Source organism: Streptomyces sp. 351MFTsu5.1, assembly GCF_000383655.1.
In the GTDB taxonomy this organism is placed as follows: Bacteria; Actinomycetota; Actinomycetes; order Streptomycetales; family Streptomycetaceae; genus Streptomyces; species Streptomyces griseorubiginosus.
Window position 1 is genome coordinate 171,921 of sequence record NZ_KB911775.1, and the last position, 15,219, is coordinate 187,139.

The window sequence follows — 15,219 nt, forward strand, 5'->3', positions numbered from 1 at the left end:
CGTCCCGGGCGAGCCCTGTCCAGGGGGGCGGGGAATCACCGCCCGGTCGGCGGCCCGGAGACGATGTCCGGCCGCTGCCGATGGAGGCCGTCCTGGCGGCAGCCGATGGACGTGGTCCGCGCCTGCCGCGAGGCCTCCGCTCAGCCGCCCACCTCGCGGTGGCGGGCCGACAGCGCCGCCGTTCCCGCCTCCGTCAGGGAGCCGAACAGCCGCAGGCGCGAGATCCCGCCGTCCGGGAAGATGTCCACGCGAGCGTGCGTGCCGACCGCCGGCTCCGGCAGGACGAAGCGGTGGTTGGTGTCGGGCTGGAGCCGGGTGCGCGGGAGGATCTCGCGCCAGTCACCGGCGTCGCCGTCACGGACCGACACCGACGCCCAGCCCGCGCTGTTGCCCTTCAGATACGCCGTGTCGATCTCGATCGCTCGGATCCGGGACTGGGCCACCAGGCGGTAGCGGATCCAGTCGTGGCCCTGGTCGCGGCGGCGGCGGGTCTCCCAGCCGTCGTCCATCTTGCGCGAGCGGCCGGGCTGGATGGTGTTGGAGGCGGGCGAGTAGAAGAGGTTCGAGGCGTCCTCGGCCCGGCCGCCGTTCTCCAGCGCGACCACGTCGAAGGCGCCGAGGACCTCCAGCCACGCCGGGTCCGGGACGACCTCGCCGTACACACGCAGACGGGCGATGCCGCCGTCCGGGTGCTGCTTGACCCGGAGGTGGGTGAAGCACTGCTCCAGGGGCACCTCGAAGCCGTTCGCCGCGTGGCCGCCGACCGGCGTCCGCGGGACCAGGGTCGTCCACTTCACGTCGTCGCCCAGCAGTTCCTCGGGAGACGGGGACCCGGCGACACTCGCCCCCTCGACCGACACCGCCTGCGGGTAGTTGCCGCGGAAGTGGGCGGTGTCGACGACGATCCCCCGGATCACACCGGGCGCGCCGAGCCGCACCAGCGCCCAGTCGTGGTCCTCCGCCGTCGGCCAGGGGTGCTCGGCCGAGGCACCCCGGCGGCGCCGTGTCTCCCAGCCGTCCATGATCTTGCCCTTGTGCCCGAAGTGCTCGGGGTCGAACTCGGCCCGCCCGGGCATCAGCAGGTTCTCGCGCTGGGCGAAGAACTCGTCGTTGGCGGCGATGACGGAGGCCCCGAGCGTCCGTGCGGCGAGGTTGACGTACTGGGTGAAGGGGAAGTCGGCGGTGCGGTAGTCCGCGTACGGGTCGCCGCCGCCGTACGGGTGCGCGTCGCCGGTGAAGCTGGGAATCGCCGTCACGTACATGTGCCTTTCGGGAGTGGGCCGGTGCGGGTGGGATCGGGGCGGGGGGATCAGGGTTTTCGGGTGAGCAGTTGACCCGTCGGCGCGGTGAACTCGCCTTCGTGCACGATGCGTCGGCCGCGCAGCCAGGTCGACTTCACCACCCCGTACAGGGTCTTGCCCGCGTACGCCGTGACGCGGTTGCGGTGCTGGAGGGCCGCCGGGTCGACGGTGAAGGTGGCATCGGGGGCGAGGACGGCGAAGTCGGCGTCGCGGCCGGCCTCGATGGCGCCCTTGCGGTCCAGGCCGGCCAGTTGGGAGGTCCGGGCGGACATCCAGCGGACGACGTCCTCCAGGGTGTGGCCGCGTCTGCGGGCCTCCGTCCAGACCGCGGCGAGGCTCAGCTGGAGGCCGGAGATGCCGCCCCAGGCAGTGGCGAAGTCGTCGGTCTTCAGGTCGGCCGTGGACGGCGAGTGGTCGGTGACCACACAGTCGATGGTGCCGTCGGCCAGCGCCTGCCACAGCAGGTCCTGGTTGGCGGACTCCCGGATGGGCGGGCAGCACTTGAACTCGCTGGCGCCGTCCGGGACTTCCTCGGCCGTCAGCGTCAGGTAGTGCGGGCAGGTCTCGACCGTGATGCGGACGCCCTCCGCCTTGGCCTGGGCGATCAGCGGGAGCGCGTCGCTCGACGACAGGTGGAGCACATGCACGCGCGCGTCCAACCGCTTGGCCTGAGCGATGAGTTGGGCGATGGCCGTGTCCTCGGCGTCGCGCGGGCGGGAGGCCAGGAAGTCGGCGTACTTGGGACCGCCGCGCTGCGGGGCGGTCTCCAGGTGGTGCGGGTCCTCGGCGTGCACGATCAGCAGGCCGTCGAACGAGGCGATCTCGGCCAGCGAGCGGGCTAGGCCGTCCTGGTCGAGGTGCGGGAACTCGTCGACGCCGGAGGGCGAGAGGAACGCCTTGAAGCCGAAGACGCCCGACTCGTGCAGCGGGCGCAGGTCCTTGACGTTGTCGGGCAGCGCGCCGCCCCAGAAGCCGACGTCGATGTGGGCCTTGTCGGCGGCGACCTCGCGCTTCGTGCGCAGGTTCTCGACGGTCGTCGTGGGCGGGAGGGAGTTGAGCGGCATGTCGACGAGGGTGGTGATGCCGCCGGCCGCCGCCGCGCGGGTGGCGGTCCAGAAGCCCTCCCACTCGGTGCGGCCGGGGTCGTTGACGTGCACGTGGGTGTCGACCAGGCCGGGCAGCAGGACGTCGTCGCCGAGGTCCTCGACGCGGGCGCCGGAGGGCACCTCGCAGTCGTACGGCAGGACGGCCGTGATCCTTCCGCCGCCGACCGCGACCGACGCGGCCCGTGTCCCCTCGGGTGTGATGACGCGCGTCGAGCGCAGCACCAGTTCAGTGTCGGACACCCGGACCCCTCTCTGCCGCGGATGACTCCCGCGCCGCCGTTAACTTCCGCGTAACGGAATTCAACTTTCTGTTGAAGGAGTCTTCACTCCCGTTCGGGCGCCGTCAAGGGCACACTTCTCCAGAGTGCGCCCGACGCCGACTCTCTGGACGTTTCCACAAAGCGGAATTAGACTTCCAGCAAGCAGAACGTAGCCATGCACCAGCGGGGAGTCAACCGACTGCCGGGTAGGCTGCTGCTCCTTCCTGCCCCGCCCCGAAGGCAGCCCCGAAAGGAACGCGCCGTGCCGACGTCCAGCGCCAGCACCACCGACTCCGCCAGGTCCGCCGGCGGGGTGCAGTCCCTCGAGCGCGCCTTCGACCTGCTGGAACGCATGGCGGACGCGGGCGGCGAGGTCGGTCTGAGCGAGCTCTCCGCGAGCAGCGGGCTGCCGCTGCCGACCATCCACCGCCTGATGCGCACGCTGGTGTCCTGCGGCTACGTCCGCCAGCAGCCCAACCGCCGCTATGCCCTCGGCCCGCGCCTGATCCGCCTCGGCGAGTCGGCCTCCCGGCTGCTCGGCACCTGGGCCCGGCCCTATCTGGCCCGCCTGGTCGAGGAGACCGGGGAGACGGCCAACATGGCCCTGCTCGACGGGGACGAGATCGTCTATGTCGCCCAGGTACCCTCGAAGCACTCGATGCGGATGTTCACCGAGGTAGGCCGGCGCGTCCTGCCGCACTCCACGGGCGTCGGCAAGGCGCTGCTCGCGAACACCCCCGACCACGAGGTGCGCGCCCTGCTCGCCCGGACCGGTATGCCGGCCGCGACCGAGAAGACGATCACGACACCGGACGGCTTCCTCGCGGCCCTCGTGGACGTACGCGCGCAGGGCTACGCCGTCGATGACAACGAGCAGGAGATCGGCGTCCGCTGCCTCGCGGTCTCGGTGCCCAACTCCCCCACCGCGGCGGCCATTTCGATCTCCGGCCCGGCCGGACGGGTCACCGAGGCGGCCACCGAGAAGATCGTGCCGGTGCTCCAGCAGGTGGCCGGCGAACTCTCCGAGGCCCTGGCCACCCAGAACCCGGCGTGACCGCCGTACAGCGACAGCCGGGACGCCGCACCGGCCGGTACCGGGGCTCTTCCCCGGCTGACCGACCGGTACCGGGGATGCTTCCCCGGCTGACCGGTCGAAACGGCCCGCCGAGGTGGCGGCACCGGGGGCCTTCCCCGGCTAGCGGCGCGGCTCCCCGAAGAGTTCGACCGCCTCGCGGACCTCGCCCAGGCCCCGCGACAACGCGCTGACCGATCCGATCGCCCCCGCGATCAGCAGCAACGACCGCCGCAGGCGGGGGACTTCGGGAGAGCCCTCGATCGTCATGGCGGCCAGCGCGGCGAGTTCGTCCTCGGCGATGTCCCGGTCGGGGAACTCCGCCGGGTGCGCGGCGAGTTCGCGGCGCAGGCGGGAGACCGCGGTCCGCAGTTCCGCCACTCTCGGATCGTTGTCGCTGCCGCTCACCGGTCTCTGCCCCAAGCTCCGCAACACGGCTCTCCCCGCGCACCTTCCGCACTCCGACGTCCCGGTGGCGTCGGTCAGGCGCCCAGGGATGCGGGTCAGTAAACGCCACACGGGGCGCCCGGCGCCACCGTGCGGACCGAAATCCAGCCCGCTGAAATCCGCCGCACACCGGTGCGTCAGGTATGCAGGACGCATGACGGAGAACGAACAGCAGGTCGCCGGGCTGCTCCTGGCCGCGGGCGGCGGGCGGCGGCTCGGCGGGCGGCCCAAGGCACTGCTCGAACACCGGGGCCGCCCGCTCGTCGAACACGCGGTGGGCGTCCTGCGCGCGGCGGGCTGCACACGGGTGCACGTGGTCCTGGGGGCCGCCGCGGCAACCGTACGGGAGCGGGCGGAGCTCGGTGAGTGCGTGACCGTGGAGAACCCGGCGTGGGCCGAGGGCATGGGGTCGTCGCTGCGGGCCGGGCTCGCGTCGCTCGCCGGGACGACGGCGGGGGCCGCGCTGGTCTCGCTGGTCGACCAGCCCGGGATCGGCGCGGAGGCCGTGCGCCGGGTGCTCGCCGCGTACGAGGACGAGACCTCGCTCGCCTCGGCCGCCTACGACGGCGTACGTGGCCACCCGGTCCTGCTCGGGAGCGTCCACTGGGCCGGGATCGCCGCGACTGCGACCGGTGACCAAGGGGCACGTGTCTATCTGAGGGAGCACCGGGAGGCGCTCACGCTGGTCGAGTGCGGGGACGTGGCCCAGGCGTACGACATCGACACGCTCGACGATCTCCGGTACCTGGAATGACTCGATCCGGAGAATCTCGACATCAACAAATCATTGAACTTCCACGATAAGGAAACTATTATCCACTCACAGCCCCGGCACGGAACCGTCCGCACCGGGCGGCTCCAGCCCGTTGAAGGAGAAGTGACCGCTCATGTCCGCACCAGCGCCGTCCCCGCTGGCCATCGTCGACGCCGAGCCCCTGCCGCGGCAGGAGGAGGTCCTCACCGAGGCGGCCCTCGCCTTCGTGGCCGAGCTGCACCGCCGGTTCACGCCCCGGCGTGACGAGCTGCTGGCCCGCCGGGCCGCGCGCCGCGCCGAGATCGCCCGCACCTCCACGCTCGACTTCCTCCCGGAGACCGCCGCGATCCGCGCGGACGACTCCTGGAAGGTGGCCCCCTCCCCCGCGGCCCTGAACGACCGCCGGGTCGAGATCACCGGCCCCACCGACCGCAAGATGACCATCAACGCCCTCAACTCCGGTGCCAGGGTGTGGCTCGCGGACTTCGAGGACGCCTCCGCGCCGACGTGGGAGAACGTCGTCCTCGGGCAGGTCAACCTGGCGGACGCGTACACCCGGAACATCGACTTCACCGACGAGAAGTCCGGAAAGTCCTACGCCCTCAAGGCGGACGAGGAACTCGCCACCGTCGTCATGCGGCCGCGCGGCTGGCACCTGAACGAGCGGCACCTGGTCGACGCGAACGGCACCCCGGTCCCCGGCGCCCTGGTCGACTTCGGCCTCTACTTCTTCCACAACGCCCAGCGGCTGCTCGACCTCGGCAAGGGCCCGTACTTCTACCTCCCGAAGACCGAGTCCCACCTCGAAGCCCGCCTGTGGAACGACGTGTTCGTGTTCGCGCAGGAGTACACCGGGATCCCGCAGGGCACCGTCCGCGCGACCGTGCTGATCGAGACGATCACGGCCGCGTACGAGATGGAGGAGATCCTCTACGAACTCCGCGACCACGCCTCGGGGTTGAACGCGGGCCGCTGGGACTACCTGTTCTCCATCGTGAAGAACTTCCGTGACGGCGGTGCCAGGTTCGTCCTGCCGGACCGCAACGCGGTCACGATGACGGCCCCGTTCATGCGGGCGTACACCGAACTCCTCGTCCGCACCTGCCACAAGCGCGGCGCGCACGCGATCGGCGGCATGGCGGCCTTCATCCCCTCGCGCCGGGACGCCGAGGTCAACAAGGTCGCCTTCGAGAAGGTCCGGGCCGACAAGGACCGTGAGGCCGGCGACGGCTTCGACGGCTCCTGGGTCGCCCACCCCGACCTCGTCCCCATCGCCATGGAGTCCTTCGACAAGGTCCTCGGCGACAAGCCGAACCAGAAGGACCGGCTGCGCGAGGACGTCCACGTCGAGGCGGCCGACCTCATCGCGATCGACTCGCTCAAGGCCAGGCCGACGTACCCCGGTCTCGTCAACGCCGTGCAGGTCGGCATCCGTTACATCGAGGCCTGGCTGCGCGGGCTGGGCGCGGTCGCCATCTTCAACCTCATGGAGGACGCGGCCACGGCCGAGATCTCGCGCTCGCAGATCTGGCAGTGGATCAACGCGGGCGTGGAGTTCGAGAACGGCGAGAAGGCCACGCCGGAGCTGGCCCGCAAGGTCGCCGCCGAGGAGCTGGCGAACATCCGTGCCGAGCTCGGCGAGGAGGCGTTCGCCGCCGGTCACTGGCAGCAGGCCCATGACCTGCTGCTGGAGGTCTCGCTGGACGAGGACTACGCGGACTTCCTCACGCTGCCGGCGTACGAGCAGCTCAAGGGCTGACGTCCTCCGCGGAGACCGTGTCCGAGTGGCCCAGGGACTTCCCCGGGGCCACTCGGTCGCGTACGGCCCGCTTCACCGCCGTGGGCTCCGGGAAGCCCTGCTCGCGCCGGTCCCACACGACCTCGTCGTCGACCCGCACCACGAACACCCCGCCCGTGCCGGGCTTGAGGGACAGCTCGCCCAGCTCCTGCTCGAACGTGGTGAGCAGCTCCTGTGCCAGCCAGGCCGCACGCGGCAGCCAGCGGCACTGGGTGCAGTACTCGATCTGTACGACGGGACTCATCCGAGGTGCACCGACCAATCCTGTTCCGCGGCCGGCTTGCCGTGCAGGTCGGGGACCCGCTTCAGCCACTTGGGCCGCCCTTCCTGTGTCCGCGCCGCGCGCAGGGCCTCCTCGGCGGCGAGTTCCTCCCGGGTGGGGAAGTCGGTGGGCAGCCAGGCCTCGGAGGCCCGCACACGCGCGTGCAGGTACGTTACGTAGGCCTCGCGCGCCTCGTCCGGGGTCGCGAAGTCGGTGAGCCAGGCGTCGGGAACGGCCGCGGTGACCTCGCGCAGGACGTCGAGGGTGACCTTGGGCGCGAGTTCCGCGTCGGCGGCGCGCACGTCCGGGCCGTAGTGGCCCAGGGCGTGGTGGCGGAAGTCGTAGGACTTCGTGGGGTCGGTGCCGTCCCAGCGGTGGTGGAAGACGAGGGCGGCGCCGTGGTCGATCAGCCACAGGCGCGGGGGTGCGACGCCGAGCGTCGGCCAGACCATCAGGTTGGAGCTGTGGACCGTGCGGTCGACGTTGACGGTGAGCGCGTCGAGCCAGACGATCCGGCCGGCCTCCACCGGGTCGACGGGGAACGTCCTCGCGATCTCGGGGGTGAAGTCGCTGGCGCCCGAGAGGTAGTCCATGCCGAGGTTCACGCCCGCGCTGGCCGCGTGGAGGTCCCGCACCTCCTGGTGGGGCTCGCTGTCGGCGATCGCCGGGTCGAAACGCACCAGGACCAGCTCCGGGAAGCGCAGCCCGAGGGCCCGGGCCAGCTCACCGACGATCACCTCGGCGACCAGCGCCTTGCGTCCCTGGGCGGAGCCGGTGAACTTCACGACGTAGGTGCCGAGGTCGTCGGCCTCGACGACCCCGGGGACGGAGCCGCCGGACCTCAGCGGGGTCACGTATCGAACAGCAGTCACAGTGCGCAGCACACCGGACAGGGTAGTTCAGGTCAGGCTCCGGCCAGCGGGTTCGGCAACGGCAGGTACCGGGCGTCCGCCCCGTCCGCCCCCGTCCATCTGAGCAGCAGGTTCGTCTTGCCGGGGAGGGTCGGCGCGGTGAGGAGGGCGGCGGCTTCCGGGAGGGCGTGGCGGGCGAGTTCGCGGCGGGCGGCGGGCCACGGGTCGAAGCCGGGCCGGCGTTCGGCGAGGGCCGCGGCGATCTCCCACAGGTGGTTCACGACCAGGCAGTACACCAGCCGCTCCCAGCCGTCCGCGCGCTCCACGTCCGTCAGGAGCTTCACGCCCTCGGCGTCCCGGAACAGCGCCTGCACGGGCGTGCCGTCGTCGGCCACGGCCACCAGGGTGTTCTGGAGGTGCGCCTCGAGGACGACGCCGTGGTCGGCGAAGGCCGCGAGGACGGGCGGTACGACCGCGCGCAGATACGCCTCCCACCAGGCGGCCGGGTCCCGGGCGGTGTCGAGCGGGCTGCCCTCGAAGCCCTCCACCAGGCCGGCGGCCAGCAGCGGGGTCGCCCCGGGCCGCACATGGCCGGCCAGGCCGTCGCGGACGAGGACGGCGAGTTCCTCGAAGGCGAAGTCGGCGGTGCGGTAGCCGCGGTCGCTCAGCCAGGCGGCGGAACGGGGGCTCCCCGAGGAGCCGGGGCCCGAGTAGCCGGGGCCCTGGGCGAAGGCCCGGACCACCGCTTCATCCGTACGGCGGAGTTTGAGCAGGTCGTGACGCCAGAGCCGGCGGATGTCGTTCGTGATGCGCACGTCCAGGCTGAACTTCAGGAACAGGTCGCTCGCGGGGGCGTACACCGTGCGGATCGCGGCCGTCGGCCAGACCTCGAAGCCCGTCGTGCCGAGCCGGATCAGGCGGCCGTCCGCGAAGGCCTCCGCGCAGCCCACGAGGTCCAGCTGCCAGGGGTGGGCCGGGAGCAGCCGGTAGCCGGGCGGGGCCTCGCCGAGCGCGTCGAGGGCCGCGGTGTCGCCCTCCTCGACGACGGCGTCCTCACGCAGGCCGAGCAGGACCAGGGGGAACCGGGCGTGCGCCTCGGGGGCGTACGGCAGCCAGGCGGCGGCGGGGCCACCGCCGCGGGCCTTGGGAGCGGGGTGGTGGGGGTGGCCGGTGACGAGGCACTGCTCCGAGCGCAGATACGGGTCACGGGGCGCCGTCGCCCGGTCCCTGGCCGTGAGCAGGGCGGCCACCGCGTCCCGGCTGTCGATCATCTCGGCGGGCAGGTCGTGGTTGGACAGTCCGGTGTGCCGGGTCAGTTCCTCGGCGACGAGCTTCACGAGTTCGGTGTGGTTCACCCGCCGCCAGCCGCCCGCCACGCACACCTCGGGCTCGGCGGGCCGCCGCTCGCCGCGCACCCGGAGCAGCCGTCCGTCGGGGAGCCGGTACACCGGGCGGTCGCCGGGTTCCCGGAGCCGTTCGGCCACCTCGCGCAGCAGACAGTTGAGCAGGGGCGCCGCCGCGTACGCGTCGGCACGGTGTGCGACGGCGTCGGCCGGCGGGGGCAGGAGGTCCACGCGTTCCACTCGTTCTCTACGGTTGATCTGGGGCGATGACGATCAGTATGTCTGCCGTCATTCCTCCACCGTGACACCAGTCGCTCCCGAGGAGTCCTCCCGTGCACCGTCCCCGCGCCACCGAGGCCGAGTTCGCCGACGAGCTGGCCGTCGTACGCCCCGACCTCGCGGCGCGGTACGCGGCCGAGCTGCCCGACGCCCGGGCGGCCGTGCTGTCCCGGCTGTGGCGTGGGCTCACGCACGAGCCGCTGCCCTGGGTGGTGGCGCGGGAGGCGGGCCGGGAGGGCCTCACCCTGCGCCTCGCGGACGGCCGCCGGCTGCACGGCCCGCACCCGGACCCGTACGCCACCGCCGCCTACGTGAGGGCCGTGCGGCTGGACGGGACCGCGTACGACCGTCCCGCGCACCTGATGACCGGTCTCGGTGTGCCGCACGGCACCGAGTTCGCGGCCGAACTCGACGACAGCGTGGCCTCGTTGGCGCTGTCGAGGGCGACTCAGGAGCCCCGCCCGGCCACGTGGCCGGTGCACGACTGGGAGTGGGAGCAGCGGGTCGTCGACGGCCACCCCTTCCACCCCAACTGCCGTTCCCGGCCCGGCTTCTCGGTGGCCGAGCAGCTGGCCTACGGGCCGGAGCACCGGCCCGTGGTGCGGCTGGGGCTGGTGCCGGTACCGGCTTCCGAGTGCCTGGTGACCGGGGCCTGGCCCGAGGATCTGCGGGACGGGGAGCGGCTGTTGCTGCCGGTGCATCCCTGGCAGGCGGAGCACGTGCTGAAGCGGTCCGCCTCCGAGGGCCTCGACGCCCGTCCGCTGATGTCCCTGCGCACCCTCGCCGTGTCCGGCGAACGGCATGTCAAGACGGCCCTGAGCGCCCGCCTCACGTCCTCGGTGCGGGACATCTCCGAGTACTCGATCGGTCTGTCCGCCACGCTCTCCGGGTTCGCGGAGACACTGGCCGAACGGATGGACGGACTGCTGCACTTCACCCGCACGCTGGGCGCCGCCACCGCCAACTCCCCCGATCTCGCAGCCGTGTTGCGCGAGTCCCCGCAGGTCCACGGCGACCGGGTGCTGCCGGTGGCCGCCCTCGCCACCACCGACCTGCCCGCATCCCCGGCCTGGCTCGCGGAGTTCGCCCGGCTCGCCGTCACGGCCGGCCTGCGGCTGCTGGAGCTGGGAGTCGCCCTGGAGGCGCACGGCCAGAACCTCCTCGTCGTGCTGGACGAGGAAGGCGCGCCCGTGCGGCTGGTCTACCGGGACCTCGCCGACATCCGGATCAGCCCGGCCCGGCTGGCCCGGCACGGCATCCCGGTGCCGGAGCTGTCCGGACGGGTCGTCACGGACGACATGACCACCCTGCGACGCAAGCTGTTCGGCTCCCTGGTGGCGGGCGCCCTCGCGGGTACGGCTGGTTCGGCGGCCGCGTTGCGCGGGGCGCTGGAGAGTGTCGTACGGGATCTGCCGCGCACGCCCGATCTGCTCGCGCTGCTCGAACAGCCGCTGCCCGCTAAGGCGTTGACGCTGATGCGACTCTCGCCGGGGACACCGGGCGACCAGTGGACGCAGCTGCCCAACCCCCTGTGGTGAGCGGCCGTTTTGGAGCGCGGCGCACCTGATCAATAGGATCCGGCGATGATCACAAGAAAACGGCTGACGGCGGGAGTGGGTGCCCTGCTCGCCGCGTTGACGGCCGGGATCGCCTTCCCGGTCGCGGCGGCCGCCGGTGAACCCGTGGGCGGCAGCGCGCCGCAGGTCGATCTCGTCCTCGATGTCAGCGGCTCGATGCGGACGGCGGACATCGACGGCGGCACCCGGATGGCGGCGGCGAAGCGGGCCTTCAACGAGGTGCTGGACGCCACGCCCGAGGAGGTCCAGCTCGGCATCCGGACGCTCGGCGCCGACTACCCGGGCAACGACCGCAAGACGGGCTGCAAGGACACCGCGCAGCTCTACCCGGTCAGCACCCTGGACCGCACCGAGGCCAAGACGGCGGTGGCGACCCTCTCCCCCACCGGCTGGACCCCGATCGGGCCCGCGCTGCTCAAGGCGGCCGGTGACTTCGCCGCGGGCGACGGCTCGAAGCGGATCGTGCTGATCACCGACGGCGAGGACACCTGCGCCCCGCTCGACCCGTGCGAGGTGGCCCGGGAGATCTCCGCCAAGGGCGTCGGACTGACCATCGACACCCTCGGCCTCGTCCCCAGCACCAAGCTGAGCAAGCAGCTCAGCTGTATCGCCGAGGCGACCGGCGGCACCTACACCTCGGTCGAGCACACCGACGAACTCACCGACAAGGTGAACCAGTTGGTGGACCGTGCGGCCGACCCGGTGGTGACACCGGTGGCCACCGAGGGCACCGACGCCTGCACCACCGCGCCCACGCTGAAGTCCGGCCTCTACACCGACCGCGAGGAGTTCACCCAGCAGCGCTGGTACCGGGTCGACGTCAAGCCGGGCCAGGAGCTGCGGACTTCGGTGAGCGTGGCAGCCGACCGGGCCGTGAACCCCTCGTACGGTGTGCTGCTGCGGGCGGTGACCGTGCACGGCCGCGAGATCGTGCGCGGCGAGGCGGCGGGCAACGGCCGTACCGACGTGATCTCGTCGGGCCTGCGCTACCCGAAGCCGGAGAGCGACGAGGACGACGCTCCGGCCGAGACCGTGTGCCTCCAGGTCACCAACTCCTTCTCGGCGGGCCCCGGGGTGAAGACCTCTCCGGGTCTGCCGCTTGAGCTGACCGTGGACGTCGTGGACGGGCCGTCGAAGGCGAGCGACGTGGCCTCCTTCGGCCTCGGGCGCGGCTGGTGGCTGCTCGGCGTGCTGATCCTCGCCGGCTTCGTCGCCGGTCTGCTGTGGGGCTGGGTGTCGCGCTGGCGGGTCGCGGTCTGGAGGACCAACTGATGCGGATCACACGCGTGTTGAGCGCTACCCTGCTGATGCTCGGGCTGGCCGTCGCACCGGCCGCGGCGGACTCCTCGCCGACCCCGACGGACTCGGCCTCGGCGGACGCCGGCGCCCCCACCCGGGCGGGCACCTCCTTCCGTACGGCGACCGAGATCGAGCAGGGCCAGACCGCCACGGCGAGCGGGTCCACGGGCGACTACCTGTACTGGTCGTTCCCCGCGGACTCCGGTCAACGGCCCACCGTGAAGGCGACGGTGAAGCTGCCTCAGTCGCACACCACCGAGACCTGGCAGATCGACGTGTACGACGGTCTGCGGCGCCGCCAGTCCTGCCAGTACGGCTCCCAGACGCGCACCGCCGCGGCGGGCGTGGCCGACGTGGAGCTGGCCTGCACCCTGCGCACGGTCCGCGCCTGGTCCGAGGCCTGGGCCAACGACCCGCTGCCGGGCACGTACTACCTCCGGCTCACGGCCGTCGGCGTCGGCACCGCCGACCTGGGTCTTCCGGTCAGCACCGAGGTGCGGGTCGACTCCAAGGACATCGGCGGTTCGGCCGCGGTGGACGGCTCACTGGCCGAGCCGCTGGTGCCGGGCATCGCGGTGAAGTCCGAGGCGGACGAGGCCGGTTCGAAGGACGGCTCGAAGGACGACTCCCCCGTGCTGTCCGCGATCGAGCCCGAGGACGGCTGGTCCTCCGGCTGGTGGTCCGACCGGTGGGTGTGGACGGCGATCGGCGGTGCGCTGGCCGCGCTCGCGGGTGTCGGCGGGTACGCGCTGACCCGCGGATCGGGACGGCCGTCCCGAGTGCCGCCGGGCGCCTGACGGCGGTCAGGACACCTGACGTCTCCGCAGGAAGGCCCGCTCCGGCGGGCCTTCCCCTGTTTCACACCTCCGTCAGCGCCTCTCTGAGCACCTTGGCGATCGTGCCCTCCCCGGTCACCTCGACCCTCCCCCGGCGGACCGCGTCCCGCAGGCTCGACTCCCCCCGGGCGAGCTCCCCGCAGGTCGCCGCGTCCAGGACGAGCCGGGCGTCCGGCTCCTCGGGGGCCGGCCCGTCGCCGTACGCGGGACCGGTCGGCGCGCCGACGTACAGATGGAAGTCACCCTCCTCCAGGCGTACTTCGACGAGTCCCTCGCCCTCAAGCGAGCGCAGCAGGGGCAGCGCGAACCAGTGCGCCCGTACCGCGTCGGTGGGCCGCCGCTCGCCGAGTTCGGGCTCTCCCCAGGCACCGAGAGCCTGGATCACCGGCAGCAACTCGCGTCCGCGCGCGGTGAGTTCGTAGACGTAGGCCGCGGCGGGCGGGGGCAGCCGGCGTCGTGTGGCGAGGCCGTCGCGCTCCATGTCCTTCAGCCGGGAGGCGAGTACGTCCGTGCTCACGCCCGGCAGGTCGGCGTGCAGGTCCGTGTAGCGGCGCGGGCCGGCCAGCAGTTCCCGGACGATCAGCAGGGTCCAGCGGTCGCCGACGAGGTCGAGGGCGCGGGCCGCGGAACAGTACTGGTCGTAGCTTCGGCGAGGTGACATGCGACGCAGTCTAGACAAGTTGTTGGACTTTCCAAGCTGCCACTTGGTAAAACCAAGCAACACACGAAACCGGAGAGGCAGCAGCGCATGGAGTTCCGGCAGTCGAACAAGCTCAGCGAGGTCTGCTACGAGATCCGCGGCCCGGTGATCGAGCACGCCGACGCACTGGAGAAGGCGGGGCACAGCGTGCTGCGCCTGAACACCGGCAACCCCGCGCTGTTCGGCTTCGAGGCACCGGAGGAGATCCTCCAGGACATGATCCGGATGCTCCCGCAGGCACACGGCTACACCGACTCGCGCGGCATCCTCTCCGCCCGCCGGGCCGTGGCCGGGCGCTACCAGACCCTGGGCCTGGAGGTCGGCGTCGACGACGTCTTCCTCGGCAACGGCATCTCCGAGCTGATCTCCATGGCCGTACAGGCGCTGGTCGAGGACGGCGACGAAATCCTCATCCCCGCACCGGACTTCCCGCTCTGGACGGCCGTCACCACGCTCGCCGGCGGCAAGGCGGTCCACTACCTGTGCGACGAACAGGCCGACTGGTACCCGGATCTGGACGACATGGCGTCGAAGATCACGGACCGCACCAAGGCCGTCGTCATCATCAACCCCAACAACCCCACCGGCGCGGTCTACCCGAAGGAGATCATCGAGGGCATCCTCGACCTGGCCCGCCGGCACGGTCTGATGGTCTTCGCCGACGAGATCTACGACCAGATCCTGTACGACGACGCCGTGCACCACTCCGTGGCCGCGCTCGCGCCCGACCTGGTCGTGCTGACCTTCTGCGGCCTGTCGAAGACGTACCGGGTGGCGGGCTTCCGCTCGGGCTGGCTGGTGGTCACCGGCCCCAGGCAGCACGCGAAGAACTACCTGGAGGGCCTGACCATGCTGGCCTCCATGCGGCTGTGCGCCAACGCGCCCGCCCAGTACGCCATCCAGGCGGCCCTCGGTGGCCGGCAGTCCATCCACGAACTCACCGCCCCCGGTGGCCGGCTGCACGAACAGCGCACCGTGGCCTGGGAGAAGCTGAACGAGATCCCCGGGGTGTCGTGCGTGAAGCCGAAGGGCTCGCTGTACGCCTTCCCCCGTCTGGACCCCAAGGTCCACAAGATCCACGACGACGAGAAGTTCGTCCTGGACCTGCTGCTGCGGGAGAAGATCCAGGTCGTCCAGGGCACCGGCTTCAACTGGCCGACGCCGGACCACTTCCGCATCCTGACGCTGCCCCACGCGGAGGACCTGGAGGCGGCGATCGGGCGGATCGGAAGGTTCCTGAGCGGCTATCGGCAGTAGCCCGCCGTACGGCTTGAAGTCGCCTGCTGTTGCCTGGTGTTGCCGGGGTTCACAGTCGGGGAGAGCGGGGATGCCCT

General features: G+C 71.9%; 14 protein-coding genes. 7 read left to right on the forward strand and 7 right to left on the reverse strand.

Annotation, left to right across the window (positions count from 1 at the left end; genetic code table 11):
* Positions 1–140 precede the first annotated feature (140 nt).
* Complete coding sequence (gene alc / locus H295_RS0100760) at positions 141–1,256, reverse strand: allantoicase (RefSeq protein ID WP_028808912.1); 1,116 nt, start codon at positions 1,254–1,256, stop codon at positions 141–143.
* A 53-nt stretch (positions 1,257–1,309) separates the two neighbouring features.
* The gene (allB, locus tag H295_RS0100765; protein WP_020133430.1) at positions 1,310–2,647 is read right to left on the reverse strand and encodes an allantoinase AllB; all 1,338 of its coding nucleotides are present in this window, start codon (positions 2,645–2,647) and stop codon (positions 1,310–1,312) included.
* A gap of 282 nt (positions 2,648–2,929) precedes the next feature.
* Between allB and H295_RS0100770 the strand changes: the two genes are divergently transcribed.
* Positions 2,930–3,721 (forward strand): IclR family transcriptional regulator, encoded by a 792-nt coding sequence (locus H295_RS0100770; protein ID WP_020133431.1) that lies wholly within the window; start codon positions 2,930–2,932, stop codon positions 3,719–3,721.
* Between the two features lie 141 nt (positions 3,722–3,862).
* Here the strand turns inward: H295_RS0100770 and H295_RS0100775 are convergent, their stop codons facing one another.
* Positions 3,863–4,147, reverse strand: a complete 285-nt coding sequence (locus H295_RS0100775; protein ID WP_028808913.1) for a DUF5955 family protein — start codon at positions 4,145–4,147, stop codon at positions 3,863–3,865.
* Positions 4,148–4,340: 193 nt separating this feature from the next.
* Between H295_RS0100775 and H295_RS0100780 the strand changes: the two genes are divergently transcribed.
* Both H295_RS0100780 and aceB read left to right on the forward strand, forming a co-directional pair.
* Positions 4,341–4,940, forward strand: coding sequence for a nucleotidyltransferase family protein (locus H295_RS0100780; protein ID WP_020133433.1), 600 nt, complete (start codon positions 4,341–4,343; stop codon positions 4,938–4,940).
* Positions 4,941–5,073: 133 nt separating this feature from the next.
* A complete protein-coding gene (gene aceB / locus H295_RS0100785) occupies positions 5,074–6,699 on the forward strand; it encodes a malate synthase A (protein ID WP_020133434.1) in 1,626 nt (541 codons plus the stop codon).
* Here aceB and H295_RS0100790 read toward each other — a convergent pair.
* The 3 genes from H295_RS0100790 to H295_RS0100800 are packed head-to-tail and all read right to left on the reverse strand — an operon-like array spanning position 6,689 to position 9,425.
* Positions 6,689–6,982 carry a SelT/SelW/SelH family protein gene (locus H295_RS0100790; protein WP_020133435.1) on the reverse strand — a complete coding sequence of 98 codons (294 nt, stop codon included), beginning with the start codon at positions 6,980–6,982 and terminating at the stop codon, positions 6,689–6,691. The genes aceB and H295_RS0100790 overlap by 11 nt on opposite strands.
* Entirely contained in the window at positions 6,979–7,884 is a 906-nt protein-coding gene (locus tag H295_RS0100795; RefSeq protein WP_028808914.1) for a HipA family kinase, read from the reverse strand. Before H295_RS0100795 ends, H295_RS0100790 begins: the two co-directional genes overlap by 4 nt.
* A 20-nt stretch (positions 7,885–7,904) precedes the next feature.
* A complete protein-coding gene (locus tag H295_RS0100800; protein WP_020133437.1) occupies positions 7,905–9,425 on the reverse strand; it encodes an IucA/IucC family protein in 1,521 nt (506 codons plus the stop codon).
* A gap of 101 nt (positions 9,426–9,526) precedes the next feature.
* Here H295_RS0100800 and H295_RS0100805 point away from each other — a divergent pair, with 101 nt between their 5' ends.
* Genes H295_RS0100805 through H295_RS0100815 form a run of 3 tightly spaced genes read left to right on the forward strand, consistent with a single transcriptional unit; the run spans position 9,527 to position 13,146 of the window.
* Positions 9,527–11,011, forward strand: coding sequence for an IucA/IucC family protein (locus H295_RS0100805; protein WP_020133438.1), 1,485 nt, complete (start codon positions 9,527–9,529; stop codon positions 11,009–11,011).
* A gap of 45 nt (positions 11,012–11,056) precedes the next feature.
* Entirely contained in the window at positions 11,057–12,322 is a 1,266-nt protein-coding gene (locus H295_RS0100810) for a VWA domain-containing protein (RefSeq protein ID WP_028808916.1), read from the forward strand.
* Positions 12,322–13,146 (forward strand): hypothetical protein, encoded by an 825-nt coding sequence (locus H295_RS0100815; RefSeq protein ID WP_028808917.1) that lies wholly within the window; start codon positions 12,322–12,324, stop codon positions 13,144–13,146. Before H295_RS0100810 ends, H295_RS0100815 begins: the two co-directional genes overlap by 1 nt.
* Before the next feature lie 61 nt (positions 13,147–13,207).
* Here H295_RS0100815 and H295_RS0100820 read toward each other — a convergent pair whose 3' ends face one another.
* A complete protein-coding gene (locus tag H295_RS0100820) occupies positions 13,208–13,846 on the reverse strand; it encodes a winged helix-turn-helix transcriptional regulator (protein ID WP_020133441.1) in 639 nt (212 codons plus the stop codon).
* An 87-nt stretch (positions 13,847–13,933) separates the two neighbouring features.
* Between H295_RS0100820 and H295_RS0100825 the strand changes: the two genes are divergently transcribed.
* Complete coding sequence (locus H295_RS0100825) at positions 13,934–15,142, forward strand: pyridoxal phosphate-dependent aminotransferase (RefSeq protein WP_020133442.1); 1,209 nt, start codon at positions 13,934–13,936, stop codon at positions 15,140–15,142.
* Positions 15,143–15,219: the final 77 nt, after the last annotated feature.